This is a genomic window from Haloarcula sp. HT12, from assembly GCF_055271655.1.
In genome coordinates this window covers 514811-537747 of record NZ_JBUXKW010000002.1, presented here as the reverse complement: position 1 = coordinate 537747, position 22937 = coordinate 514811, and the positions used below count along the sequence as shown (strand labels likewise).

Genomic DNA, 22937 nt, shown 5'->3' with positions numbered 1-22937 from the left:
TATCGAATCCAGGGGCCGAATCCGCAAAAGGCCGTCGGGCTACGTGGCTTCGGGCGGCAGGTCGACACGGTCACCGACCTCGACGCCGGTCCGGTTCGTCCACCCGCGGTTCACTTCGAGGACGTACTTGCCCTGCCCCTCGTAGCCCGTCAGGTTACTCTCGCTGGTCCCCTCCGGCGGGAGCGGCGCGTGGTGGATAGTGGTGATGGTGCCGTTGGCGTCGATGAAGATGATGTCGAGCGGAAACGACATGTTCCGCATGACGTAGGTGTGCTGGCCTTCCTCGTCGTGGACGAACAGCATCCCCTCGTCGGGTCCCAGCGACTCCGTCTCGCTCAGTCCGACGTACCGCTGATTGAACGTCTGTGCGATGCGGACCTCGACCGTGCCAAGCGGTTCCCCTGCCTCTTTTTCACGGACCGCGACGGTCGTTCCCGGCGTCGAAGTATCCGTCTCGGGCTGTGTGGCGGTCGTCACCCCTTCCTCCGACCCCTCCCGGACCGTCACCGTGCCCTCCTCGTACTCACCGGTCCCGAGCACCTCGACCCAGAGTCCGGTCTGGAGGACCACAGCGGCGGCGACGAGAAGACCGACGAGTCCGAGTACGACCACAGCAGGGCGCTGCATACTCCGTGTGAAGGGCAGGCCGTGGGTAATACTGTCGGTACCCACTGTCGGCCGAGAGAGAAAGCGTTATTCCTGCCGATGGAAAACGGTGGGATACGGGTCCGTGGTCTAGTTGGTTATGACGTGGCCTTTACAAGGCCGAGGCCGGTGGTTCGAATCCGCCCGGACCCACTTCTGACACCGACTGCGACGAGTGTAACGAGGAGCCAGCGGTGTCTGTGTGGGAGATGGTGGTTCGAACCCTGGAAGACGAGCGCAGTGAGTCTTCCTTCGGTTCGAATCCGCCCGGACCTATCCTGCGACGAACGGACGTGAGGAGCGGATGGTCCCTGCGGATTCGATTCCTGCCAGTCGCGCGCAACGTAGTGAGCACGTCTGGCTTCGGTTCGAATCCGCCGGGAGAGCACTGCTCTCCCGAGCCCTCGTTCGCTTCGCTCACAAGGACGTCCGGACCGATAAATTCTATCGCGGCCACTCGTGAGCGGCGAGTCTAACTCCAGATATCAGGGCCTCTATCTCGATTGATAGTCGCCCGTAATTCATATATCCGGAGTGGTGGTAGTGCGTGGCATGATAGATGGCTCGACGTGTCCGGCCTGTAGCGGGCACGTCTCGACGACCAATGGCACTGAGTACGAATGCGACAACTGCGGCGAGACGTTCGACAGCGCCGACCTGTTCCTCCCGTAATCGGCGGTCGACCGTCCCGACTGATGCCACAGAACCTGCGCCGGCTTTCGAAATGCTTTTTTCTACCCTCGTCATCGCTTGGAGTGCACGCCGCCTTAGCTCAGACTGGGAGAGCACTCGACTGAAGATCGAGCTGTCCCCGGTTCAAATCCGGGAGGCGGCATTTTCCCGAATCTGACTGACGAGAGGAAACCTTTGGTTTCTCGCTCTCAAAGGGTATCACCGTGTAATCCAGTCTACTCGCCAGATCGAAGCGGCCGCTCCGATACGTGATGTGCCTTTTGTATGTTTTCGCGGGAGGTCCCCACTTCGTCGCCCCGAAGATGTACGAACGGATCGTACCGCTGCAGTTCCCGCGGCCGCGGCTACTCGTGTATTTGTCCAGAACCGCAGAAATCGTGCTCGGCATCGGTGTACTGTTCGAATGGACGCGTCACCAGCTCGGACCCCTGTCGCTCCATGGTGGTCGACGGGCTTGCAAGGGACGGCAGAACAGACACAAGCGACCCAGCCGATTGAAGAATGCAATGACTCTATTCCAGCAAGAGGAGTCGAAGGTCGAGGAAAATGTCGACAATATGGTTGATTCGACTCCGATGTCGGTCGGCGATCCCGTCGCAACTCTCGCAGGAGGATCGGTACTGTACGCGTGGTACAAGTTCTATATGAAGGGCGACAAGGAGGGCGGCCTCTTCGTGGGTCTGTGGGCACCGACGTTGCTCGCAGCCGCGAGTTACCTCCAGCAGAAGGACATCATCCAGAAGTTCAAGAAAGGAATCACCTCGTTCTGAGGCCGGCAGACGCGGAACGGCACGTGAGAAGCAGTTCGGAGCGGTCCGTATCCGAACGTCCCCGAGGACCCCCGACGAGGAATCGGCGACGGAAGCGGAGTTGCCGGTCTGTCAGGTAGACTATTCTGTCGCGCGGGTCCGGGGCTCGACGTCAATGGGTGAGAGGCCACGCCTGATCCGAAATCTTACGTTTGGTCGACCGGCGGGCTTTGTGACGCTCCCTGGCTCGGACTGGGACAGCACTCGACCGACGCGAACTGTCCCCGTTTCCGCGAGCGTAGCGAGTCTTCCTTTGGTTCACAATCCAGGAGGCGGCAGTTTCCTCCGAACCACACTACCAGCGGTAGAACCGGATCCGAGTAGGATTCGTCAATGGTGTAATTCACCAAACCGCCGGCCAAGCGCCGAACAGTTGAACAGAACGGACGGCACGTGTTAATCCGGTCGAGAGAGACGGTGGCCGGAACAATAATTCCCTGGCGACGAATGGCAGGGATATGACAGAGGAGCCGGCCCACGAGGAGATGGACCGCCACGCGGCGCTGACCGACGAAATCGCGGCGCTCAGTGCGGAGCGGGATGCCGTCGCGGCGTCAGTACAGGACCGTCTTGCCGACGCGGTTTCGGAGGCGATAGCAGAAGCAGGTACGAACGTCGGGAGTCTCGGGCAGTCCAGGGACGGCAAGCGGTTCCGGTTCGAGGCGCGGCTCGACCGGGCGGCGCTGGTAGCGGCGGTCACGGAGACGCTGCCGGATGGGTTCGTCGTCTCGCACGTCAACGAGGACGGGACGCTGAGCGTGGACTGGACCGGCGACGGCACCACGCCGTCGAAGCGGGAACACGGGGCCGTCCTGAAAGCCATCATCGCCGAGGAGACCGAGACAGACAGCGACGGCTTCATCGAATCCGTGCCCAGCCGTGACCGGGTACTGGCGCGGGCGGTGGAGCTGGGCGTCGACGAGAGTGACGCGGCAGACCGCCTCAGTCGACTGGCGACGCTGGACGTGGTTGATATCACCGACGAGGGAGTCTACCCCGACGAGAACTTCTCGCGGTACTAGCAAATCGTTTGGTACATGGTATCTATTAACAAGAAATAAGTCGACACCAGTCCCTACCTGAACGTATGATACTCGAACAGCCGGGGTTCAAGTCGGCTGACAGCAAGCGGGTGTATCAGTACGTCGAGCGGAACGGAACGGTCGAAACGGCGTCAGTGCGAGATGCGCTCGATATGCCGGCGTCCGAGTTCCGGTCGGCGGTCGACGAACTGACCGAACAGGAGTATCTCACGGAGCAGAACGGGACGCTGGCGCTACGGCTCGATATCGGTGCGGAGCGTGAGTACGAAGCCGACGACATCACATACGTTGTCCGACCAGCGCGCGACGAGGACTTCGAGCAGCTGGTCGATACAATTCAGGAGATTACAGACAGGCGCACCTACGCCGTCGGGGAGGAACTCGCCGACGAACTCCGGTACGAGGACACGGTGACCCGACATAACAGCGTCTGGTCGCGGGTGTTCTTCGTCGCCACCGTCGACGGCTACGTCGTCGGGTGGTCACACCTCGACCTACCACATTCGGACAAGCTCCGGGAGACGGCACGGCTCACGGTCGGGGTCCGCGAGGAGTACCGCGGCTACGGGGTCGGTAAGCGCCTGCTCGACCGCGCGCTGTCGTGGGCAGAGACGAACGGCTACCGGAAAGTGTACAACAGCGTTGCGCGGACAAACATGAACGCGGTCACGTTCCTCGAACGGCAGGGCTGGCACCGGGAGGCCGTGCGGGAGAACCACTTCACCATCGACGGCGAACCGGTCGACGAAGTGATGCTGGCGTACACGTTCTGAGGGACGCTCACTGGTCGGGCCGCTCACCAACCACGAACGTCCACCATTTGACGAACTGCGTCCGTTCGTAGAGATCGAGGAGCCGCGCCGACGCGTCCGACTCGGAGATGCTCGCGAGCATCAGCGGCGAGCCGAGCGTCTGTTTCTCGACGACGTCGAACGGGCCGGAGACGAGGTCGGTGACGGCGTCTTCCGAGAGGTGGCCGTAGATGTCGGTGTCTTCCTCCAGCAGGCCCAGTCGGAACGCGGCCCCCTTGGTGAGTCGCCGGTACAGCCCCGGCGTCCCTTCGAGCAGGACGACGCAGCCGCCGGGGCGGAGCACGCGGGCGGTTTCCCGGAGGATTTCGGGGCGGTCGGCGGGCGGAACGTGATGGAGGAACCGACGGCCGATGACGGCGTCGAAGGAGCCGTCGGCAAACGGTAGCGCCCGGGCATCACCAGCAAGCGCCGGTTTGTGAACGGTTTCGGCGTTCGATGGCCAGCCTTCCAGTCCGATATCGGCCCGGGGGTGCATGTGCTGGCCGAACGCTATTTCCAGTGTCCGGCCGGCCGGAAGCTGCTCGGCGATCAGGGCGTCGTGTCGCTCGTAGATTCGGTGCAACAGCGGGTGTTTCCGGACGTTTCGCGGCCGCTCGACGATAGCGCCGTCCTGAACGTCCCAGGTCGCTTCGGACATGTTACGGCCTCATGACGTACAGTCGACGGCGGCTCTACGAGACTATGGAGGGGGTAAGGACGTTTATAACGGAAGTAAGCAGCTGGTGATAACAGATTAATAGCCTGATAAACCACGGCCGCGAACCCTATTCGATATCGATTCGGTGCGAGTCGTCAGCGTCGTCCGCGCGCGGCAGCGTTATTTCGAGGACGCCGTTGTGGTAGGTGGCGGTGATGTCCTCGTCCACGACCGGCTCGGGGACGGTGACGCGTTCGGCGACCCGGCGGCTGTGTCGGCGAGCGCCGTCGCTGGTCTCCTCGGCGACCGTGCTCTCGCCCTGGATGGTGAGGACGCCGTCCTCGAAGCGGACGACGAGGTCGTCCCGCTCGAAGCCCGGGAGGTCGACCATCACGGCGTATCCGTCGTCGGTCTCGTCGACGTGGAGGTTCGTGTCGATGCCGTGGCGGTGGTGGTGGCTTCGGGGCGTGTCCGAGGCCGGTCGGTCGGCGCGGCGTTCCGAACCGTCGTCCATCCGGCGGCGCGAACTGGTGTCCATCAGGTGGCTCGGACTGTCGTCCAGCATTGTCCGTCGCGTCTGGGCGAAGAGTCGGAGCATCGTCTCGAACGGGTCGTTGCTGTGTGTCATAATCACCTTATATACGCTAGTACAGGTAGTAACAGTTGCGTAACACGTGCTATCACGGTCGGGCAGTTGAACGCGGGACGCCGGACGGCAGACAGCCGGATCGAAAGTGCGTGATGGGATACCGTAGCGGAACTGTTTTGACAGGCGTACAGCTAGAACAGCCATAGATAACCGCCGAGTGCCCGGTCCGTCGGTGGCCGGGCGAACGGTACGAAATACACCATGGCAACCGATTCCGGCACCCGAACAGACCCGTCGGCCGACGAGGTATCGAACTACGACTACCAGAACGACAGCGTCGCTCGGTCGGGGCTCGTCGACGACCTGCAGGCGCGCGTCGATGGCGAGGTCCGGTTCGACGAGTACTCCCGGCAGTTGTACGCGACCGACGCCAGCCTCTACGAGGTACTGCCTATCGGTGTCGTCTACCCGCGGTCGACCGAGGATGTGGCCGCCGTCATGTCCTACTGCGCCCGGCGCGAGATACCGGTCCTACCCCGAGGCGGCGGGACGAGCCTCGCCGGGCAGACCGTCAACGAGGCCGTCGTGCTGGATTTCTCGCGGTACATGAACGACCTCGTCGAATCCCGGCCGTCCGACCGGCGGGCGCGGGCACAGCCGGGCATCAAGCTCGGCGACCTGAACGGGAAGCTGGCCGAGCACGGGCTGAAGTTCGCGCCGGACCCCGCGTGGGGCGACAAGAGCGTCCTCGGCGGTGCTATCGGCAACAACTCCACCGGGGCCCACTCCCTGCAGTACGGCAAGACGGACGCCTACATCGAGGAATGCGAAGTCGTTCTCGCGGACGGTACCGTCACCACCTTCGGCGAGGTCACCCGCGAGGAACTGCGCGACCGGGCGGACCCCGACGGCGACCTCGAAGCCCGGATCTACGCCGAAATCGAGCGGATACTCGCCGAGGAGGGCGAGGAGATACGCAGCCACTACCCCGACCTGAAGCGCAACGTATCGGGGTACAACCTCGACTGGGTTCTGGAAGACGCAGAGGACGGAACCGTCAACGTCGCGTCACTGCTGGCCGGCAGCGAAGGGACGCTGGCCATCGTCACCGAGGCCGAGGTGTCCCTGGAGCCGATTCCCGAGACCAAGTCGATGGCCCTGCTCGCCTACGAGGGGCTCATCGAGGCGATGGAAGACGTCGCCGACATCCTCGAACACGACCCGGCGGCCGTGGAGGTGCTGGACGACGTGCTCATCGACCTGGCCCGGGACACCGCCGAGTTCGAGGACGTGGTCGGCATGTTGCCCGACGGGACCCGTGCAGTCCTCATCGTGGAGTTCTACGCCGACGACGAGGAAGCCGGCCGGCGGAAGGTCGCCGACCTGCTGGCGGATCGGACCGAGGGCGTCGATTCGGTCGCCGAGCCGACGGCGGGACGGACCGTTGTCGATGCGCCGGTTCGGGCCTTCAACGCCATGGAAGCGCACGACGAGGCAAAGCGCGAGAAGTTCTGGAAGATGCGCAAGTCCGGCCTCCCGATACTGCTCTCGCGAACCACCGACGAGAAACACGGCTCGTTCATCGAGGACACCGCTATCCCGCCGGAAAATCTACCGGAGTACGTCGCCGACTTCCAGGAAATCCTCGAAGACCACGACACCTTCGCCTCCTTCTACGCCCACGCCGGCCCCGGCGTGCTCCACATCCGCCCGCTCATCAACACCAAGACGGTCGAGGGTGTCGAGACGATGGAGTCCATCGCCGATGCGGTGACCGACCTCGTGGTCAAATACGGGGGCAGCGTCTCTGGCGAACACGGCGACGGCCGCGCCCGCACGCAGTGGAACAAGAAACTCTACGGTCCGGACCTCTGGAAGACGTTCCAGGGGCTGAAATCGACGTTCGACCCCGACTGGCTGCTCAACCCCGGCCAGGTCGTCGGGGTCGACGCCGCCGACATCGAATCCGGCGCGAAGCCCGAGCGAGCACGCACGGTCGACATGACCGAGCATCTCCGTTTCGACCCCGAGTACGAGTTCGACGCGGGCTTCGACGCCGCGCTGGAATGGGACAACGACAACGGGATGCAGGGGATGGTCGAACTCTGTCACGGCTGTGGCGGCTGTCGCGGCCCGCAGGAGACCACCGGCGGCGTGATGTGTCCGACCTACCGCGCCTCAGAAGAAGAGATCACCGCGACCCGCGGCCGCGCGAACATGCTCCGGCAGGCGATGAGCGGTGACCTTCCGGACGACCCCACTGATGAGGAGTTCATGCACGAGGTGCTCGACCTCTGTATCGGCTGCAAGGGGTGTGCGAAGGACTGCCCGAGCGAGGTCGACATGGCGAAGCTCAAAGCGGAGGTAACCCACGCCTATCATCAGGAACACGGCTCCAGCCTTCGCGACAAAATATTCGCCAACGTCGACGCGCTGGCCGGTCTCGGCAGCACGTTCGCGCCGCTGTCGAACCTTGCGACGAAGGTGCCGGGTGCCCGCACCGTCCTCGAAAAGACGGTCGGTATCGCCCCGGACCGCACCCTACCGAGCTTCCAGCGGACGACGCTGCAGGACTGGTTCGACGAGCGTGGTCCGCAGGTCCCGGCAGAGGAGGCCGAACGGCAAGCGCTGCTGTTTCCCGACACGTACACGAACTACAGCCACCCCGAGGTCGGGAAAGCCGCCGTCCGTGTCCTCGAAGCCGCAGGGGTTCACGTCCGGCTCGCCAACCGAACCGACAGCGGGCGACCCGCTCACTCGAAGGGCTTTCTGGACCAGTCCCGGGCCACTGCGCGGGAGAACGTGGACGCGCTCGTTCCCGCTGTCGAGGAGGGCTGGGACGTGGTTCTGGTCGAACCCTCTGATGCCGTGATGTTCCAGTCGGACTACCTGGACCTGCTGTCGGGCGCGGACGTGGAGACGCTTGCGGCCAACGCCTACGGCGTCTGTGAGTACCTCGATACCTTCCGGCTGGACGAGGGGGTCGACTGGGATGCGCTGGGCGAGACGCTGACCTACCACGGGCACTGCCACCAGAAGGCGACGAAGAAGGACCACCACGCCGTCGGCGTCCTCCGGCGGGCCGGCTACGACGTCGACCCGCTCGATTCGGGCTGCTGCGGGATGGCCGGCTCCTTCGGCTACGAGACCGAGCACTTCTCGATGAGCAAGGCCATCGGCGAGATACTGTTCGACCAGATAGCGGACAGTCGTGGCGACACCGTCGTCGCGCCCGGCGCGTCCTGTCGCACCCAGCTAGAGGACTGGGACGAAAGCGACGGCGAACCACCCCACCCGGTCGAGAAACTCGACGCAGCTCTAGCCTGAGTCGGTCTCGCCCGGCTGGCGGACCGCTTGGACGATGCCGACCGTCTGGCCGACCAGCGCGAGCCCGATGCCGGCGAGCAGCGCGGATTGCGCCGCTGGGAACAGCCCGCCGGCGTAGACCGCTGCACCGATACCGCTCAGCGCCGCCCCGACCGTGTACGCCCGCTGACCCGCCGGAACGCGCTTGCCGGTGTAGTAGAGACCGATTCCCGGAACGACCATCCACCCCAGTATCGTCGTCGTCAGGAACGGGTCCCGGAGCGGGGAGTAGAGCAGACCGACGATACCACCGACGGTCAACAGGAGTCCGACGAGCAGGATATCGCGCCAGATCCGGAGGATACCGGTCTCCATCTCGTCCCACGAGAGGGCTGCGAAGGCAGCGATGAGGACAGCGGCGACGGCGTGAAAGACCAGCACCGGGTGGTTAGTGACCGCATCGAGATGGGCCAGTCCCACGACCGTCCAGGCGAGCGGGACGAGCACGGCCGGTCCCTGAGCACGCAAGCGAGGGAACATACCCCCCACTGTGCCCGCCACAGTCAAGAAACGTCGGTCGTGCGGATAGCTGTCACGCCTTGGGGAGTTCGACGACGAAATGCGCGCCGTCGAGACCGGAGTCGGGGACGGCTGTGTCAGCCCCGGCAGTGCCGGCAGCGAGGTAGATATCGCCCCCGAAGCTTTCGACGAGTGTCTGTACGAGATGGAGCCCGCCGCCGTGCGTGTCGCCCGCCCGCGGGTCGAAGATGCTGTAACGCCGGTCGTCGGGAATCCCCGGTCCGTCGTCGACGACGTGGACCTCGACGGCGTCGTCGGTCTCGCGGATCGCGACGAGCACTGATGGGTGGTCGTCCCCGTCTGCCGCCGGCCGGCTTGTGCCTGCCCGTTGTGCGTCGTTCTGTAACACGGAGCCGTCTGTCGCGGTTCCCCCGGCGGCGAGTTCGGCTGCCGGCGTCCCGTGTTCGACAGCGTTTTCCAAGAGATTCCGGAGGATCGGGCGGGCGGCTTCGTTGGCGTAGGCCATCGCGCTGTCCGGGGCTTGGAACTCGATAGCGACGGTGTGTGTTTGCTCGATTCGCTGGATCACCGTCTCGGCGATCCCGACGATATCAATCGGCTCGAACTCCGGCTCCGAGCCGAGTGTTTCGACGACGGTCCCGGCATTGTCGACCAAACTGTCGAGTTCGGTCACCTGTTCATGGATCGCGTCCGCCGCGGCCTCTACTGTCTCGGAGTCGGCGTTACGCTGGATGATCGTCGCCCGGCCGTCGATGACGACCAGTCCGTTCGAGATATCGTGTCGGAACAGGTCGTTGACGAACGACAGCGTGCTCGCGGTTCGGGCCGCGCGGCTGGCGTCCTGACGGGCTCGAACCGCAAGCGTGCCCGCGACGAGGCCCGTGACAGCGCCCGTATCCATCGCCAACAGAGTGACGAACGCCGGTTCGGCGATTGCTCGACCCTCCATCGAGCGGATAGGGACGCTCAATCCGATGATAGCCCCGACCGCGACACTCCCGACAACGCTCCAGACGAAAACCGTCCAGATCTGCGCTCCGGGCGTCGACGACGAGACGAGCCGATAGCTGCCATACACCAGTGCCAGCGGGAGTAGCCCGTCGAGGACCAGTGCGAGCGCGGGGCCACTGAGTTGCCCGATGCGCTGTGTCTCGAGACCGAGGTGCCAGACGACGGCCGCACCCGAGAGGGCGAGACCGAAGCCAGCGAGCAGCCAGGGCGCGAGCCGGGCCCGCACGCCACGGTACATAGTTACGACTCGGTTTCAGGCGTCTAATTATATTTGGTTAGCGAGACGGTAAACCGGACACATCATCGGGGAGTCTACAGCCAGATGGGAGTTCCGGCGGCGTGTGTGGCATGCCACTGTTACACAGTGCATAACCGCCAGACTGCAGTCGATTCGGTCCGCTAGCCACCCGATAGTCGTACCGACACTGTTATCCGTGGTGCTGGCTTCTCTTTGGTTGCAATGGCGAAAGGAACGGTTGATTTCTTCAACGACACTGGCGGTTACGGTTTCATCGACACTGAGGACGCGGACGAAGACGTCTTCTTCCACATGGAAGACATCGGCGGCCCGGACCTCGAGGAAGGACAAGAGCTCGAATTTGACATCGAGCAGGCGGACAAGGGTCCGCGCGCCAACAACGTCACACGGCTCTAACAATGGCGGAAGGCACTGTCGACTTCTTCAACGACACTGGTGGTTACGGCTTCATCGAAACCGACGATGCGGACGAAGACGTCTTCTTCCACATGGAAGACGTCGGCGGCCCTGACCTCGAAGAGGGGCAGGAAGTCGAGTTCGACATCGAGCAAGCGGACAAGGGTCCGCGAGCGACCAATCTCACGCGACTGTAAGACGGCTTCTGTCTACAGTCTAGCACTATAATCACTTGTCAGCGGTCGCGGTGTACCATAGCGTACACGGCAGTGTCGCTGGCATGCACATAACTCACGACGAGCGATGGCGCTCGCTGGGACACGCATTATTCGAGCAGTGGCGCCGCCGCCCGGTAGACGATCTCCATCGGGAGACCTGCCCCGTCCCGCGGCGGCTCGGGCGGCAACGTATATAGCTCTCCGTCGCCGGGCTGGGCCGTGTATGCGAGCGCGACGGCGTCGAGCACGTCGTGGACGGCCACCGCCGTCCCACCGGTCGCTTCGGCGGCTTTCTGGACTGTCGGCGCGGCATCGCGGTCGTAGTGTGCGAGAATCCGCATCCGCTCGGCGTACCCCCCAGCAGTGCGCTTCGAGTAGCTGAGCGGCTCGCCGGCGAAGGCCCGGAAACAGACCTCCGGGTGGGATTCCCGGATGACCGCGGCGGCCTCGGGCAGTTCCTGCAGGAGTTCGTCGATCCGGGCGAGGCTGTCGCTGCGGGCAAACGCCTGCTCGGAGAGTTCCGCACCGCTCTTGCGCTTGTGAACGCGGTTGGCCGTCGAGTAGCGCTGTTTCCGGGTCGCCTCTCGCACCGGCGGCGTGCGAACCGCCCCACTCCGTTCACCGAGCACCGACCGGGCGAGTTCGTCACACCGGCGGTCCGGTTCGCCCGACTCCACGAGTCCGATCGGGACGCCTACGAGTATCCGGCGGGCGCGCTCGTCGTAGGCTGACCAGCACTCGCCGATCCCGTCGAACACCGACGCGTGATCGAAGCCGTCGCCGGTGAACGCGACGGCGACCCAGGACTCGTCGCTCCGGTCGACACCGACGTACAGCGGTTCGGCCATTATCGATACTCGGTCGGACGGGCGCAAAAATGTATCCCGAGGTGTCTCCTGACCGAATAGTCCCAGTCCCAGGGCTGTCAGTCGAAGTCCCGACGATCCCGGCGGTCGGATACGTGTCGGAACTGCCTACGACCGCCCGAACTTCGTGAGATCCTCGAGCGGTACCAACCGGTGTTCCATCGCCGGCTTCGTGTAGCCGGCCGATTCCTCGGAGACGCCGCTGGTGTACACCAGCATCTTCTGCTGGAGGACGTGGGGCACGCCGTCAGTATCCCGGATGATCTCGACCGAGCGCCACGCTTCGTCTTCCATGCGTCAGAGTCACACGCTGCTGGCACCTGTCTCTTTCCCCGTCAGGAGTCCGGCCCGACGAAGATAGTCCGGAGCCGTGTACCACAGTCCGGACAGCACAGCGTCTGCCAGCGGTCGCTGTCGAGGTCACCGAACGTCTCCCGGCGGATCGCCTCGTCGACGGTGACCGACCGCCCACAGGTCTCACACTCCTCGGCCATACATCGGGATTGGTGATCTAGAACCAAAGGCCGCTCGCCCACAGGCATTTAGCCGGCGCGAGCGTGGGGCCGGACATGGACGGCGTCGTACTCGCTGCCGGCGAAGGGACGCGGATGCGACCCCTGACCGCCGACAAACCGAAAGGGCTGGTCGAAGTGGACGGCACACCACTGCTAACACATTGTTTCGACACGCTGCTTTCTATCGGCGTCGACCGCCTGGTCGTCGTCATCGGCTACCGCGGCGACGACATCGTGGCCCACTACGGCGAGCAGTACCGGGACACGCCGATAGCGTACGTCCGGCAGCACGAACAGTTGGGACTGGCCCACGCGCTCGAACAGGCCCGCTCCGCCGTCGACGGAACCTTCGTCGTGCTGAACGGCGACAACGTCTGTCAGGCGAACCTGAGCGACGCGATTGAGCGCCACCGCGAGACCGACGCCAGCGCGACACTACTCGTCGAGGACGTGTCGCGGGCCGAGGCCCGGCAGACCGGCGTGGTCACGACGGACGACGACGGACGGGTGACCGGCCTCGTCGAGAAGCCGTCGGCCCCGCCGTCGACGCTGGTCACGCGGGGCTTTTTCGTCTTTGAACCAGCCATCGGCCACGCCTGCGCGCTGACACAGCCCTCTGACCGAGGTGAGTACGAACTCCCCGACGCAATCGACCTGTTGCTGAGTGCAGGCCACCGCGTCGAGGCGGTCGAACTCGACGGCTGGTGTCACAACGTCAACGAACCGAGCGACATCGAGGCGGTCGAAGACCGACTCGGCGAGGGCGTGGACCGCTGACGAGCGAACCGACGCCCGGTACGCAGCGACAGAACACCGAAGGGACTCCACCCCAATACAGGGGTATGACAACCGTTCGGCCGCTGGCACTCGTCGTGCTCGCTGTCCTCGTCTCGCTGGCGGGCTGTGGGGCACTGTTCGGAAGCGGCGGGCAGGCAGCGTCCGAGGCGACAGTGACGCCCGCCGAAGTACCTACGGAGGACACACAATCGGTTGAATCGGCGGCGGCCGAGCGGGAGTACTGGGGGAACGTCTCCGTCGACGCCAACCGGTCGGCGGTGACACAGCCGCGGGTCCTCGAACTGCGACCGAACTGCGAGCGCCCGCCAGGGCTGGTCGTCCACATCCAGGTGCTGGCGCTCCAGAACAACGATCCGGCGACAAACGAGGGGATCAACACGACCTGGCAGTTCGCGTCGCCGTCGAACCGGGATCTGACGGGACCGTACTCGAACTTCGTCCGGACTATCGAGAGCGGGTTCGGGCCGCTGCTGAACGCGACGGGGGTGCGGTACGGGCCGCTGGAACGGGACGGCGACACCGCGTCACAGCCGGTGACGGTCGTCGACGCGAACGGGACGACGACGAGCTACCGGTGGACGGTCGAAAAGCAGTCCGAAGCGTCCTACGAGGGCTGCTGGATGACGGCGGGCGTCGCGCCGGCCTAGCCTTCCATCCCGCTGAAGGAGAGGCCGCCCTCGATGTAGCGCTGGGCGAACAGATACGCCAGCATGATCGGCGAGGCGAAAGTGAGCGCGAACGCGGAGAAGCGCGCCCACGGGATGGAGTACTCGTCGACCATGGCGTAGAGGCCGACCGGCAGCGTGTAGTTCTCCGTCCCCAGCAGCGTCTGGGCGACGACGAACTCCGTCCATCCGGTAAGGAAGACGAAGATGAACACCGTCGCCAGCCCGGCCGTCGACATCGGGATGATGACCTCCGTCACCACGCGCCATGGGGGCGCGCCATCGACGACGGCGGCCTCCTCGTAGGAGACCGGGATACCGTCCATGTACGTCTTCAGCAGCCAGGTGTTGAACGGGACGGCAGTCGCGGCGTAGTACACCGCAAGCGCCAGCTTGCTGTCGTTGATACCGAACTGGACGTACAGCGCGTACATCCCGATGAGCAGGGCGACCCCCAGGCCACCACCGACCTGCGTCATCAGGACGTAGACGAACAAGATCTTCCGGCGGAAGAGGAACTTTCGCCGCGAGAGCGCATAGGCCGCCGGAACGATGAGCGACATCGCGATCAGCACGGTGGGGATCGCCACCATGAGGCTGTTCCAGAGGAAGCGCTTGAACTCCGACGGGCGGTCGACGCCGTAGTCGGAGGCGTCGAGAATCTCGACGCCCGGCGTCTGGAACACGAAGGCGAGGTCGGTGAACGGAATGGCCGCTGAGATCGTGTACGACGGGACGATGAGATCACCGATAACCCAGATGAACGGCTGTATCGTCGGGTCAGACGGGAGCAGCGAGAAGCTCTCGGAGGTGTACAGCGAGCTTCCGGAGCCGGAGAGGGCCGCCATCAGAATCCAGTAGATGGGAAAGAGGAGTGCCAGCACCACCAGCGTCGCCCCGATAGTCGAGAGGATGACCTTCAGAACTTCCGAGGCGGGCAGCTCGCCCCGACGAACCGCCTGCACGGTGTAGGACCACTTGCGGACCGTCCGTGCGGGCATCGTGGCGACCCTTTTCGCGTCCTCGGAGAGTTTCCGTACGATTGCGCCGAGCAGCATCAGTCGTTCACCCCGTCGGCGAGCTTGCCTTTCTTGACGTTGAGCCACATGAACGCGCCGATGAACACGAGCGCGATGATGCTGATCGCCGCCCCGCGGCCGTACTGCTGGAACGACAGCGCCTCACGGTACCCGTAGACGACGATGAGTTCGTTCGCCCGCGCCGGGCCGCCCTGGTTGAACACGAACGGGATGAGGAACTGCTGGAACGACGCCGCCGAGGTCAGGATGGACGCGAACAGCACCGGGCGTTTGATCGACGGGAGCGTGATGTGGGCAAAGCGTGCGAGAAAGCCCGCGCCGTCGACGACGGCCGCCTCGTGGAGCTCATCGGGCACGTCCTGCAGCGCGCTGACGGTGATGATGACCATGAACGGGTACGCCAGCCACGCCTCCGTGACGTTGTACGCGACGAAGGCGGTCCAGCGGCCCGACAGCCACGCGACCGAACTCGCTCCGAACGCGGTCAGTAGTTGGTTCATCAGCCCGAACTCGGCGGAGCTGAAGATGCCGCGCCACACGGTGATGGTGAAAATCGGCGGCAGTCCCATCGGGAAGATGATGAGCGCGCGCAGGACGCGCTTGCCACGGACGAGCTCGCTGGTCACGACGAGCGCGATAGCCAGGCTCGCCCCGATTTTGAGCGTGACGCTCGTGGCGACGAACAGCCAGGTGATCCCGAAGGAGTTCCAGAACTGGCCGTCGGTCAGCACGTCGGCGTAGTTCTCTAGCCCGACAAACAGCGCGTCGCCGAACGTGAGCACGGCGACGACGCCCTCGCCAGCGAACAGGTTCGCCGGTTCGGCGTTGGTAAAGGAGATGCCGAGCAGATAGAAGACCGGGAACAGCATGAACGCCGAGAAGACGAACAGTCCCGGAAGCACCAGCAGTAACGACGCGTCGTCCCGCGTCAGAAACGGGACCGACTCGATGCGGTCCGCCGCTCGTGAAACCGTGCTCATGGGCGTTTCTCACCCCCAGTTACTGCGGATTTCCTCGGCGGCGGTCGTCAGCGCATCCTCGGCGCTCGCATCGCCGTTGAACGCCTCGATGAGAGCGTTCTCCAGCGGCGACCACACCTTGTTCATGCGCGGGTCGGTCGGCATCGGGACCCCCTGGCTGACGGTCTGGGAGTACGTCTGGACGTGGTCCGGGAGTTCGTCGCTGCCGACGAGGCTGTCGAGCACCGGGATCGCGCCCTGCTCCTCGGCGAGTCGCGTCGCGTGGTCCTCGTTGGTGGCGAACCACTCGACGAAGTTCCGAGCGGCCGTGGCGTCGGCCCCGCCCTCGCTCATTGCGTCCGCGAAGTACCACATCGAGATGCCGGTGTACGGCGTCACCTCGCCGCCGTCGATGGCAGGGAACGTCGCCACTTCGTAGTTCACGTCGTTCTGGTTCAGCGTCGCCAGATACCACGGGCCGTTGACCGCGAAGGCGGCGTTCCCTTCCGAGAACGTCGCGGCCTGCGGTTCGTAGGTCGGGTCGTCCGGCATATACGGACGGAGAGTGTCGAGCGCGAACTGGAGTCCGTCGATGGCTTCGTCGGCATCCAGGCCGAGCGCTGGATCCCGGTTCGGGTCGAAGATGTAGCCGCCGAAAGCCTGGATCCAGCCGCTCGTAAAGTACGGAACGAAGGGCGAAGCGAGGCCGTACTGGCTGCTACCCGGGTCGTGGTACTCCTCCATCGCCGCTACCATGTCGTCGACGGTCTCGGGCGCTTCGTCGACGATGTCCGCGTTGTAGATGAGCGTCACCGTCTCCGCCGAGTGCGGGAGGCCGACGACGGCGTCGTCGAACTGGACGGCGGAGGCGGCGGCGTCCGTGAACTGGTCGAGGCTCACGGAGAGGTCGTCGGACTGGTCGACGACGAACTCCCGCTGGTAGTAGTCGCCGACCCAGTCGTGTGCCCACTCGAAGATCTCCGGCCCCTGGCCCGCCGGAATCGCGCTCGTGGTCTTCTTTTCCATGTCGGAGATGTCCGACCCCTCGACGCCGAACTCCGTCTCGCTCTCGAAGGTCTCGATTGCGGCCTCACGGGCTGGCATCTCCGAATCTTGAAGCTGATACCACGCTGTTGCGATCCCGCCGGACTGCTGGCTCCCGCTGCCGGACCCATCGCCCGAACCGTTGCCGGTTGCCGTTCCCCCCTCCGAGCCGCCGCTGCCCTGCTCTTGCACGCTACAGCCAGCCAAGGCCGCAGCCGCCCCGACACCGCCGATCCGTTTGAGCACCGCCCGTCGTTCCATTGTCATGGATAGATATAGGATGAAATAGTCTTTCACAACTTAAATCATTCGGAAATAGAAGGAGACAATGATGATAGATTCCTGGGATCGGCCTGTGATAGCGCCGCTGTGTGTCGGTTGCAACGATGTCGAACAACGCGGCATAAATGAGGTAATAGTCATTCTCAAATTCAACTGGAAGCGTAACACTCACGGCACCAACCCCGCACCGTAGGCGTATGCATCACCCAGGTCCGCCGCGGTTCCTTACCGTCGGCGAATCGGTCGAACTGGCACCGCGCCAGCCCGACCCCGACATGACTGCCGAGTGGCGGCTGGTCGAACGACCGGAATCGAGCACGGCGACACTTGGCGACGGTCCAGTCTGTCACCTCGAACCCGACACGCCCGGCGTCTACCGGGCCGAGCTAACCGCCCCGGACGGGACACACGAGCAGGTCGTCCGGGCGTTCCCGGGCGTCACCGAGACAGCCCGGTTCAGCGTCACCGAAGAGGACTTCGGGCACGACGGCGACACCGATGCCCTCGCCGTTGCCGACCGTGCCATTGTCATCGGGAAGTTCAACGATTTCACGATGGGGACACACTGGGCCGAGCGCGAGGGCGACGAGTGGGTCATCGAGACCGACCTGCCGCCGGGAACCCACCACGCCATCTTCAGCTTCGACGGCTCCTTCGAGTCGACCGCGACCGACGAGGTCACTATCGAAGGTCCCGGCCGGCCGCGGGTCGAACTCACCGGCAGGACGGTGGACGGGGACCTCGTCGTCTCGGCGGACGCCCGCGCGGCTCCGTCGGGGAGGGAGCCGGACATCGAATTCTATCTCGACGGCCGCGACGCGTTAGCGGAGTCGGCCGTGACCATCGACGGCGACGAACTCAAAGTGCCACGCGAAGCGCTGCCGGAGACGGCCCGGATTCACGCGGTCGCCGTCGCCGAGCGTCACAGCGTCGCGGACACGCTGGTCGTGGAACGGGGCGACGGGACCGAAGATGTCGCCGCAGACGACACAGTGACCGTCTCGCGGCCGGCCGATCCGCCGGCCTGGGTCGGCGACGCCACCATCTACGAGATATTCGTCCGGTCGTTCGCCGGCGAGACCGTCAACACCACCTTCGAGGCCATCGAGCGGCGGGTCCCGTACATCGAGTCGCTGGGCGTCGACGTGGTGTGGCTCACGCCCGTCCAGGCGAGTCCGACCCGGCACGGCTACCACATCACGGACTTCTTCGACACCGCTGCGGACCTGGGGACGCGCGAGGAGTTCGAATCGCTGGTCGACCGGCTCCACGAGGCCGATATCCGCGTGGTCTTCGACCTGGTCATCAACCACAGCTCGCGGGACCACCCGGCCTTCCAGCTCCACCGGGCCGGCGTCCCCGAGTACGCCGACTACTACGAGCGGATCCCGGCGTCACAGGACGTCTCTGACATCGACTGGGCGGGTGAGGACGCGCCGGGGCACTACTTCAACTGGACGCGGATCCCGAATCTCAACTACGATTCGCTCGCCGTCCGGCGCTGGATGCTCGACGTGGTCGCGGAGTGGCATGACGTTGTCGACGGGTTCCGCTGTGACGTGGCCTGGGGTGTACCACACGGGTTCTGGAAAGAGGTTCGGGAGCGGGTGAAAGCCGACGATCCCGGATTCTTGCTGCTGGACGAGACGGTCCCGCGCGATGCCGCCTTCGCCGAAAACGAATTCGATCTCCACTACGACACGGACCTGTTCGACGCGCTCCGCGACATCGGGACCGGCGAGGAACCCGCGTCGGCGCTGTTCGGGGCGCTCGACGCCGCGGTCGAGCACGGCTACCCCGACCGCGCCGGCCACATGCGATACGTCGACAACCACGACGAGGACCGCTACCTCAACGAGTGCGGAGAGGCGTCACTGCGGGCGGCTGTCGGAGCCACGTTCACGCTCCCCGGAACGCCGATGATATACGCCGGGCAGGAGCGTGGCGTCGAAAAGCAGCGCGGGACGATGCGCTGGCACGACGGCGACAACGCGCTGACCGACTTCCACCGACGACTGGTGGAGCTGCGAGCGGACCACGCCGCGTTGCGCGCGCCAGCGGTCCGCCCCGTTTCCCACACCGTCGAGACGGGCGATGCGGACAGGATTGTCGCCTACGAGCGCACGGACGGAAACGAGACGCTGGTAGTCCTTCTGTACTTTGGCGACGGGACGGCAACAGTGTCGCTCGATACCCCAGTGGGAGACACCGACCTTCTCAGCGGCGACCTGATCGACGGCGAAACGGTCGAGGTCGGAGATCTCGTCGTGGTACCGGCGACCGATAGCTGACGACCCTCCGTTTCACGATCCTCAGTGTATCCGTGGTTGTACAAACTTCTATGAAAAATCCCATCAAACTTATTATCGAGGGGTGTGAGACTTCGTGTAATGGCGAGTCTCGAACTAGACGGTCTCCGCAAGGAGTTCGACGGTGGCTCCATCGTGGCGGTCGACGACATCGATCTGTCCATCGACGACGGGGAGTTCGTTACGGTGGTCGGCCCGTCGGGGTGTGGGAAATCGACGACGTTGCGGATGATTGCCGGGCTTGAGCGGCCGACGAGCGGGCGCATCCGCATCGGCGACGAGGACGTGACGGACGTTCACGCCCGCAAGCGCGACGTGGCGATGGTGTTCCAGAACTACGCGCTGTACCCGCACAAGTCGATCCGGCAAAACATGGCGTTTGGCCTCCGGATGAGCACTGACCTCTCGAAGGAGGAGCGCGAAAAGCGGGTCACCGAGACGGCCGAGATGATGGGTATCGGCGACTTGCTCGATGACACGCCGGACCAGCTCTCGGGCGGCCAGAAACAGCGGGTCGCGCTCGGGCGCGCTATCGTCCGCGAGCCCGACGTGTTCCTCTTCGACGAGCCGCTCAGCAACCTCGACGCGAAGCTCCGGACGACGATGCGGACGGAGATCCAGCGCCTGCAGGAGGAACTCGGGATCACGGCCGTCTACGTCACCCACGACCAGGAGGAGGCGATGACGATGGGCGACCGCATCGTCATCCTCAACGACGGGCAACTCCAGCAGGCCGGCCGGCCGAAGACGGTGTATAACAATCCGACGAACCAGTTCGTCGGCGGCTTCGTCGGCTCGCCCTCGATGAACTTCCTCGACGTGACCGCGGAGCCACTCGGCGACGGCGTGCGGCTCACCGGCGCGAACGACGACTTCGCCTATGATCTCACGGGCGGCCGCGCCAGTTCTTTCGGCGATATCCAGCGCGGCTCCTACGTGCTGGGGGTCCGGCCAGAACACGTCTCCGTCAGCGATGGCGGCGACCAGAACGCCGTCCCGGCGACGGTCGACGTACTCGAACCCGTCGGCAGCGACAACTACCTCTATCTCGACCTGGGCGAGTCGAAAACCGGGTTTGAGGGCGACGGTGCGCCGGACTTCATCGCCAGGGTGAGCACCGACGTGGAGCCGGCCATCGGCGACCGTGTGCAGGTGTCGTTCGACGAATCCGCCGTCCACCTGTTCGACCCGGAGACCGGTGAGACGGTTACGGCCGGCGAGGACGCGCCTGTCGCAACGCCGCAGTAGGGAAGCAGTCAATGGTCCGGTCCCGGTCGTAGTCGCTGTTTTCGACCAATTATACAGTTCCTACCGTTTCGAGCTGCGAGCAGTGGGGCCCGGATAAATGGATTACTCGCGGATTCCCAGTGGCTCAGCAACGTTACTCGCGGACGCGCAGCGGCTCGGTGGTGAGCTCCCCGGCGTCAGCGAGGTGGGCGACCGTCGCTAGCCGGAGTGCGTGGGGCCAGCCAAGCGGCGTGCCACAGTCCGGCGTGCCGTCGTCGAACAGTTGCTCGGGGAGGTAGCCGCTGGACTGGACGAGCGAGCCACCGGGAAGGATCTCACTCAACAGGTCCCGGGACCGGGCGTAGGCCGCCGCCGCTCGACTGTCGTCGGCGTCACGCAGGAGCGCGCCCAGTTGGGCGGCCCCGTTCGCCCCCCACGCCGTCGAGACGGTCCAGATTTTCTCACGGTCCTGCGAGCCGCGTCGCCAGTCGTCGCCCTCGAAGCGGACGAGCCCGCGGATATCGCCGGTGTCCCGCTCCAGCCCGTCGAGCGTCGTCTCGACGTGGGTCCGGAGCCGTTCGCGGGTCTCAGTCGGCAGGTCGACAGCCCCGGCGGCCACGCGACAGGCTTCAGGGAGGGCCAGCGTCGCGGAGTCCAGTCGGTCGTCGATGGCCCCGTCGTGTTCACGGAGGGCGTAGCGGTCACCAGTCCATAGCGTGTCGAGCGCCGACAGGACTGTTTTGGCCTGTGACCGGGCATGGTCCCGGAGAGTTGCACAAACGGGTGCGCGGGCGACGGATGCGTAGGCGTGCAGGAGGGTCGCGGCGGTATGCGTGAACCGGCCCTGCATGTTCTCCCAGGCGTTCTGGCAGGCTATGGGGAGGCCGTCATCGGCCAGCGTGTCGTCGATGCTCTCGACGGCGCGTCCAAGCGTGGCTTCGATGCGTTCCGGGTCGGCTGGCTCGCCGGTCCGGAGATACGTCGCCAGGAAGCTGGTGACGCTCGCGGTCTGGTCGGCCTGATAGTCGGCGTCAGAGCCGCTTTCGAGCCGGGCGTTCGCCCAGCCCGGGGCGAGCGTTTCGTCGCCGGGCCAGACCCGGTGGGGCCAACTGCCGTCCGGTTGCTGGGTGCGACAGTAGAAATCGGCGGAGCGCTGGTGCCACGACGCCAATCCGAGGTCGAAGGTCTCGTCGGCTTCGAGCACGAACGACGAGATCTCGGCGTCGTCGCGGAACCAGGTGTAGCCGTAGCCGCCGGAGGTGACGTAGTACGGGTCGAAGTCGGGCGCGGCGATTCTGGCCCCGTTCGCGGCCGAAAGCAGCGAGAGGACCCGGAGGTCGGCGACGACGCTCTCGCGACTCGGCATATCCGCGGGCACGCTCCATCGATGCTGTGCCCCGCCCACTTCGAGCAGTGTCTCCGGGGTGAAGTGGTCGCTCACGAGGCGGTCAATGGTCGACAGCGCCGCGTCGCGGTCGGTGTCAGCCGTGTCCGTCAACAGAGTCGTCAGCGTGACGCTACCGTCGACGAACGGCGCGGACAACAGGACCCCGGCGGTCAGCGTCGTGTCCTCGTACCGGCGCTCCCCGGTCGCTCGGGGGAACGAAACCGGGTCGTCGTCGACGAGTTCGGGGAACCGCTCGGGGATCTGGCCCTCGATAGTGTCGAGTTCGGTAGAGACGCCGACGAAATCGTGTTCGGAGCGATGGTAGGCCTCGACGGTGTTTCCGTGCATCAACAGGCTCTGTTGGCCGTCCCGCCCATCAGGTGCGAAATCGACGAACGCCCGCAGCGACACGTCGGCGGGCGCGTCGCCGCGGAGTTCGAACCGAGTGACGTGAGCCTGTTCGATGGTACAGTCCGTCTGGACGACAGCCCAACCGCCGCAGTCGTGGACCGTCTCGACGACACCGGCGTCGCCGCGATACCGCTGGTCGGCGTCGGCGCTGAACCACGTCGTCGAACCCGTTTCGACGCCGAACCGCGAGCGGTCGATCCCCGTGAGCCCACACAGCGGATAGGAGTAGTCCCGTAATGAGCCGTCGCTGTCAACGTGTACCAATCGACTGTCGAATCCGGAGAAAACCCCCGTCGTCGAGCGGAACTCTCCCGGGAACTGGTGGCGGCGGTCCCGCGTCCGTTTGAAGTCGTTAAGTGCCGTCCGGAGCGTCATTGGAGAGAGACACCACTGCAGGGGATATAAAATATGGTGTAATAGTTTTTCATTCTTATAACTGACTGTGGCGAGACAGTCGGCGGCACGCCCCCGTGGCG

The 22937-nt window shown here is 64.8% G+C and carries 23 protein-coding genes and 2 tRNA genes; 13 read left to right on the top strand and 12 right to left on the bottom strand.

Annotated elements, in window-relative coordinates; all coding sequences use genetic code 11:
- Window positions 1-39: 39 nt before the first annotated feature.
- Entirely contained in the window at window positions 40-627 is a 588-nt protein-coding gene (locus ACY9XZ_RS07950) for a DUF192 domain-containing protein (RefSeq protein WP_463456498.1), read from the bottom strand.
- 97 nt (window positions 628-724) lie between these two features.
- Between ACY9XZ_RS07950 and ACY9XZ_RS07945 the strand changes: the two genes are divergently transcribed.
- The 6 genes from ACY9XZ_RS07945 (at window position 725) to ACY9XZ_RS07920 (ending at window position 3963) form a co-directional block, all read left to right on the top strand.
- Window positions 725-798, top strand: a tRNA-Val gene (locus tag ACY9XZ_RS07945).
- 399 nt (window positions 799-1197) lie between these two features.
- A complete protein-coding gene (locus ACY9XZ_RS07940) occupies window positions 1198-1317 on the top strand; it encodes a transposase family protein (protein ID WP_463456497.1) in 120 nt (39 codons plus the stop codon).
- Between the two features lie 89 nt (window positions 1318-1406).
- Window positions 1407-1480 (top strand) — tRNA-Phe (locus tag ACY9XZ_RS07935).
- Window positions 1481-1844: 364 nt separating this feature from the next.
- The gene (locus tag ACY9XZ_RS07930; protein ID WP_463456496.1) at window positions 1845-2108 is read left to right on the top strand and encodes a hypothetical protein; all 264 of its coding nucleotides are present in this window, start codon (window positions 1845-1847) and stop codon (window positions 2106-2108) included.
- A gap of 497 nt (window positions 2109-2605) precedes the next feature.
- Window positions 2606-3169 carry a hypothetical protein gene (locus ACY9XZ_RS07925; protein ID WP_463456495.1) on the top strand — a complete coding sequence of 188 codons (564 nt, stop codon included), beginning with the start codon at window positions 2606-2608 and terminating at the stop codon, window positions 3167-3169.
- 65 nt (window positions 3170-3234) lie between these two features.
- Window positions 3235-3963 (top strand): N-acetyltransferase family protein, encoded by a 729-nt coding sequence (locus ACY9XZ_RS07920; RefSeq protein ID WP_463456494.1) that lies wholly within the window; start codon window positions 3235-3237, stop codon window positions 3961-3963.
- 7 nt (window positions 3964-3970) lie between these two features.
- Here ACY9XZ_RS07920 and ACY9XZ_RS07915 read toward each other — a convergent pair whose 3' ends face one another.
- Window positions 3971-4639, bottom strand: coding sequence for a class I SAM-dependent methyltransferase (locus tag ACY9XZ_RS07915; RefSeq protein WP_463456493.1), 669 nt, complete (start codon window positions 4637-4639; stop codon window positions 3971-3973).
- 127 nt (window positions 4640-4766) lie between these two features.
- Window positions 4767-5267 (bottom strand): Hsp20/alpha crystallin family protein, encoded by a 501-nt coding sequence (locus ACY9XZ_RS07910; RefSeq protein WP_463456492.1) that lies wholly within the window; start codon window positions 5265-5267, stop codon window positions 4767-4769.
- 222 nt (window positions 5268-5489) lie between these two features.
- Here ACY9XZ_RS07910 and ACY9XZ_RS07905 point away from each other — a divergent pair, with 222 nt between their 5' ends.
- Window positions 5490-8555, top strand: a complete 3066-nt coding sequence (locus tag ACY9XZ_RS07905; protein WP_463456491.1) for an FAD-binding and (Fe-S)-binding domain-containing protein — start codon at window positions 5490-5492, stop codon at window positions 8553-8555.
- Here the strand turns inward: ACY9XZ_RS07905 and ACY9XZ_RS07900 are convergent.
- Both ACY9XZ_RS07900 and ACY9XZ_RS07895 read right to left on the bottom strand, forming a co-directional pair.
- Window positions 8547-9074: a hypothetical protein gene (locus ACY9XZ_RS07900; RefSeq protein WP_463456490.1), complete on the bottom strand. Its 528-nt coding sequence runs from the start codon at window positions 9072-9074 to the stop codon at window positions 8547-8549. The genes ACY9XZ_RS07905 and ACY9XZ_RS07900 overlap by 9 nt on opposite strands.
- A gap of 52 nt (window positions 9075-9126) precedes the next feature.
- On the bottom strand, window positions 9127-10323 hold the full coding sequence (locus ACY9XZ_RS07895) for an ATP-binding protein (RefSeq protein ID WP_463456489.1): 1197 nt from the start codon (window positions 10321-10323) through the stop codon (window positions 9127-9129).
- A 222-nt stretch (window positions 10324-10545) separates the two neighbouring features.
- Between ACY9XZ_RS07895 and ACY9XZ_RS07890 the strand changes: the two genes are divergently transcribed.
- Both ACY9XZ_RS07890 and ACY9XZ_RS07885 read left to right on the top strand, forming a co-directional pair.
- Complete coding sequence (locus ACY9XZ_RS07890; RefSeq protein ID WP_004515390.1) at window positions 10546-10740, top strand: cold-shock protein; 195 nt, start codon at window positions 10546-10548, stop codon at window positions 10738-10740.
- A gap of 2 nt (window positions 10741-10742) precedes the next feature.
- On the top strand, window positions 10743-10937 hold the full coding sequence (locus tag ACY9XZ_RS07885) for a cold-shock protein (protein ID WP_004515391.1): 195 nt from the start codon (window positions 10743-10745) through the stop codon (window positions 10935-10937).
- Between the two features lie 128 nt (window positions 10938-11065).
- Here ACY9XZ_RS07885 and ACY9XZ_RS07880 read toward each other — a convergent pair whose 3' ends face one another.
- The 3 genes from ACY9XZ_RS07880 to ACY9XZ_RS07870 all read right to left on the bottom strand — a co-directional run bounded on the left by ACY9XZ_RS07880 (window position 11066) and on the right by ACY9XZ_RS07870 (window position 12318).
- Entirely contained in the window at window positions 11066-11806 is a 741-nt protein-coding gene (locus tag ACY9XZ_RS07880; protein WP_463456488.1) for a DUF429 domain-containing protein, read from the bottom strand.
- 126 nt (window positions 11807-11932) lie between these two features.
- Window positions 11933-12118 (bottom strand): hypothetical protein, encoded by a 186-nt coding sequence (locus ACY9XZ_RS07875; RefSeq protein ID WP_463456487.1) that lies wholly within the window; start codon window positions 12116-12118, stop codon window positions 11933-11935.
- Between the two features lie 41 nt (window positions 12119-12159).
- Window positions 12160-12318 carry a hypothetical protein gene (locus tag ACY9XZ_RS07870; protein ID WP_463456486.1) on the bottom strand — a complete coding sequence of 53 codons (159 nt, stop codon included), beginning with the start codon at window positions 12316-12318 and terminating at the stop codon, window positions 12160-12162.
- Between the two features lie 75 nt (window positions 12319-12393).
- Here ACY9XZ_RS07870 and ACY9XZ_RS07865 point away from each other — a divergent pair, with 75 nt between their 5' ends.
- Window positions 12394-13116, top strand: a complete 723-nt coding sequence (locus ACY9XZ_RS07865) for a sugar phosphate nucleotidyltransferase (protein ID WP_463456485.1) — start codon at window positions 12394-12396, stop codon at window positions 13114-13116.
- A gap of 65 nt (window positions 13117-13181) precedes the next feature.
- Entirely contained in the window at window positions 13182-13784 is a 603-nt protein-coding gene (locus ACY9XZ_RS07860; RefSeq protein WP_463456484.1) for a DUF4864 domain-containing protein, read from the top strand.
- On the opposite strand, the gene ACY9XZ_RS07855 is transcribed toward ACY9XZ_RS07860, so the two are convergent.
- The 3 genes from ACY9XZ_RS07855 to ACY9XZ_RS07845 are packed head-to-tail and all read right to left on the bottom strand — an operon-like array spanning window position 13781 to window position 17112.
- Window positions 13781-14860, bottom strand: coding sequence for a sugar ABC transporter permease (locus tag ACY9XZ_RS07855; RefSeq protein WP_463456483.1), 1080 nt, complete (start codon window positions 14858-14860; stop codon window positions 13781-13783). The two genes, ACY9XZ_RS07860 and ACY9XZ_RS07855, sit on opposite strands and share 4 nt — an antisense overlap.
- A complete protein-coding gene (locus tag ACY9XZ_RS07850; protein WP_463456482.1) occupies window positions 14860-15822 on the bottom strand; it encodes a carbohydrate ABC transporter permease in 963 nt (320 codons plus the stop codon). Before ACY9XZ_RS07850 ends, ACY9XZ_RS07855 begins: the two co-directional genes overlap by 1 nt.
- 9 nt (window positions 15823-15831) lie before the next feature.
- A complete protein-coding gene (locus ACY9XZ_RS07845) occupies window positions 15832-17112 on the bottom strand; it encodes an extracellular solute-binding protein (protein ID WP_463456481.1) in 1281 nt (426 codons plus the stop codon).
- Between the two features lie 212 nt (window positions 17113-17324).
- On the opposite strand from ACY9XZ_RS07845, the gene ACY9XZ_RS07840 reads away from it, so the two are divergent.
- Both ACY9XZ_RS07840 and ACY9XZ_RS07835 read left to right on the top strand, forming a co-directional pair.
- Window positions 17325-19418, top strand: coding sequence for an alpha-amylase family glycosyl hydrolase (locus tag ACY9XZ_RS07840; protein ID WP_463456480.1), 2094 nt, complete (start codon window positions 17325-17327; stop codon window positions 19416-19418).
- 99 nt (window positions 19419-19517) lie between these two features.
- Window positions 19518-20684: an ABC transporter ATP-binding protein gene (locus ACY9XZ_RS07835; protein WP_463456479.1), complete on the top strand. Its 1167-nt coding sequence runs from the start codon at window positions 19518-19520 to the stop codon at window positions 20682-20684.
- Between the two features lie 133 nt (window positions 20685-20817).
- On the opposite strand, the gene ACY9XZ_RS07830 is transcribed toward ACY9XZ_RS07835, so the two are convergent.
- A complete protein-coding gene (locus ACY9XZ_RS07830) occupies window positions 20818-22836 on the bottom strand; it encodes a glycoside hydrolase family 15 protein (RefSeq protein ID WP_463456478.1) in 2019 nt (672 codons plus the stop codon).
- Window positions 22837-22937 lie beyond the last annotated feature (101 nt).

Bases quoted from the DNA above. Each gene is read 5' to 3' on its own strand.
- ACY9XZ_RS07905 (WP_463456491.1), top strand. From the start codon at position 5,490: ATGGCAACCGATTCCGGCACCCGAACAGACCCGTCGGCCGACGAGGTA.
- ACY9XZ_RS07865 (WP_463456485.1), top strand. From the start codon at position 12,394: ATGGACGGCGTCGTACTCGCTGCCGGCGAAGGGACGCGGATGCGACCC.
- ACY9XZ_RS07830 (WP_463456478.1), bottom strand. From the start codon at position 22,836: ATGACGCTCCGGACGGCACTTAACGACTTCAAACGGACGCGGGACCGC.
- ACY9XZ_RS07940 (WP_463456497.1), top strand. From the start codon at position 1,198: ATGATAGATGGCTCGACGTGTCCGGCCTGTAGCGGGCACGTCTCGACG.
- ACY9XZ_RS07870 (WP_463456486.1), bottom strand. From the start codon at position 12,318: ATGGCCGAGGAGTGTGAGACCTGTGGGCGGTCGGTCACCGTCGACGAG.
- ACY9XZ_RS07875 (WP_463456487.1), bottom strand. From the start codon at position 12,118: ATGGAAGACGAAGCGTGGCGCTCGGTCGAGATCATCCGGGATACTGAC.
- ACY9XZ_RS07890 (WP_004515390.1), top strand. From the start codon at position 10,546: ATGGCGAAAGGAACGGTTGATTTCTTCAACGACACTGGCGGTTACGGT.
- ACY9XZ_RS07930 (WP_463456496.1), top strand. From the start codon at position 1,845: ATGACTCTATTCCAGCAAGAGGAGTCGAAGGTCGAGGAAAATGTCGAC.
- ACY9XZ_RS07900 (WP_463456490.1), bottom strand. From the start codon at position 9,074: ATGTTCCCTCGCTTGCGTGCTCAGGGACCGGCCGTGCTCGTCCCGCTC.
- ACY9XZ_RS07855 (WP_463456483.1), bottom strand. From the start codon at position 14,860: ATGCTGCTCGGCGCAATCGTACGGAAACTCTCCGAGGACGCGAAAAGG.
- ACY9XZ_RS07885 (WP_004515391.1), top strand. From the start codon at position 10,743: ATGGCGGAAGGCACTGTCGACTTCTTCAACGACACTGGTGGTTACGGC.
- ACY9XZ_RS07880 (WP_463456488.1), bottom strand. From the start codon at position 11,806: ATGGCCGAACCGCTGTACGTCGGTGTCGACCGGAGCGACGAGTCCTGG.
- ACY9XZ_RS07835 (WP_463456479.1), top strand. From the start codon at position 19,518: ATGGCGAGTCTCGAACTAGACGGTCTCCGCAAGGAGTTCGACGGTGGC.
- ACY9XZ_RS07915 (WP_463456493.1), bottom strand. From the start codon at position 4,639: ATGTCCGAAGCGACCTGGGACGTTCAGGACGGCGCTATCGTCGAGCGG.
- ACY9XZ_RS07860 (WP_463456484.1), top strand. From the start codon at position 13,182: ATGACAACCGTTCGGCCGCTGGCACTCGTCGTGCTCGCTGTCCTCGTC.
- ACY9XZ_RS07850 (WP_463456482.1), bottom strand. From the start codon at position 15,822: ATGAGCACGGTTTCACGAGCGGCGGACCGCATCGAGTCGGTCCCGTTT.
- ACY9XZ_RS07920 (WP_463456494.1), top strand. From the start codon at position 3,235: ATGATACTCGAACAGCCGGGGTTCAAGTCGGCTGACAGCAAGCGGGTG.
- ACY9XZ_RS07845 (WP_463456481.1), bottom strand. From the start codon at position 17,112: ATGACAATGGAACGACGGGCGGTGCTCAAACGGATCGGCGGTGTCGGG.
- ACY9XZ_RS07925 (WP_463456495.1), top strand. From the start codon at position 2,606: ATGACAGAGGAGCCGGCCCACGAGGAGATGGACCGCCACGCGGCGCTG.
- ACY9XZ_RS07950 (WP_463456498.1), bottom strand. From the start codon at position 627: ATGCAGCGCCCTGCTGTGGTCGTACTCGGACTCGTCGGTCTTCTCGTC.
- ACY9XZ_RS07910 (WP_463456492.1), bottom strand. From the start codon at position 5,267: ATGACACACAGCAACGACCCGTTCGAGACGATGCTCCGACTCTTCGCC.
- ACY9XZ_RS07840 (WP_463456480.1), top strand. From the start codon at position 17,325: ATGCATCACCCAGGTCCGCCGCGGTTCCTTACCGTCGGCGAATCGGTC.
- ACY9XZ_RS07895 (WP_463456489.1), bottom strand. From the start codon at position 10,323: ATGTACCGTGGCGTGCGGGCCCGGCTCGCGCCCTGGCTGCTCGCTGGC.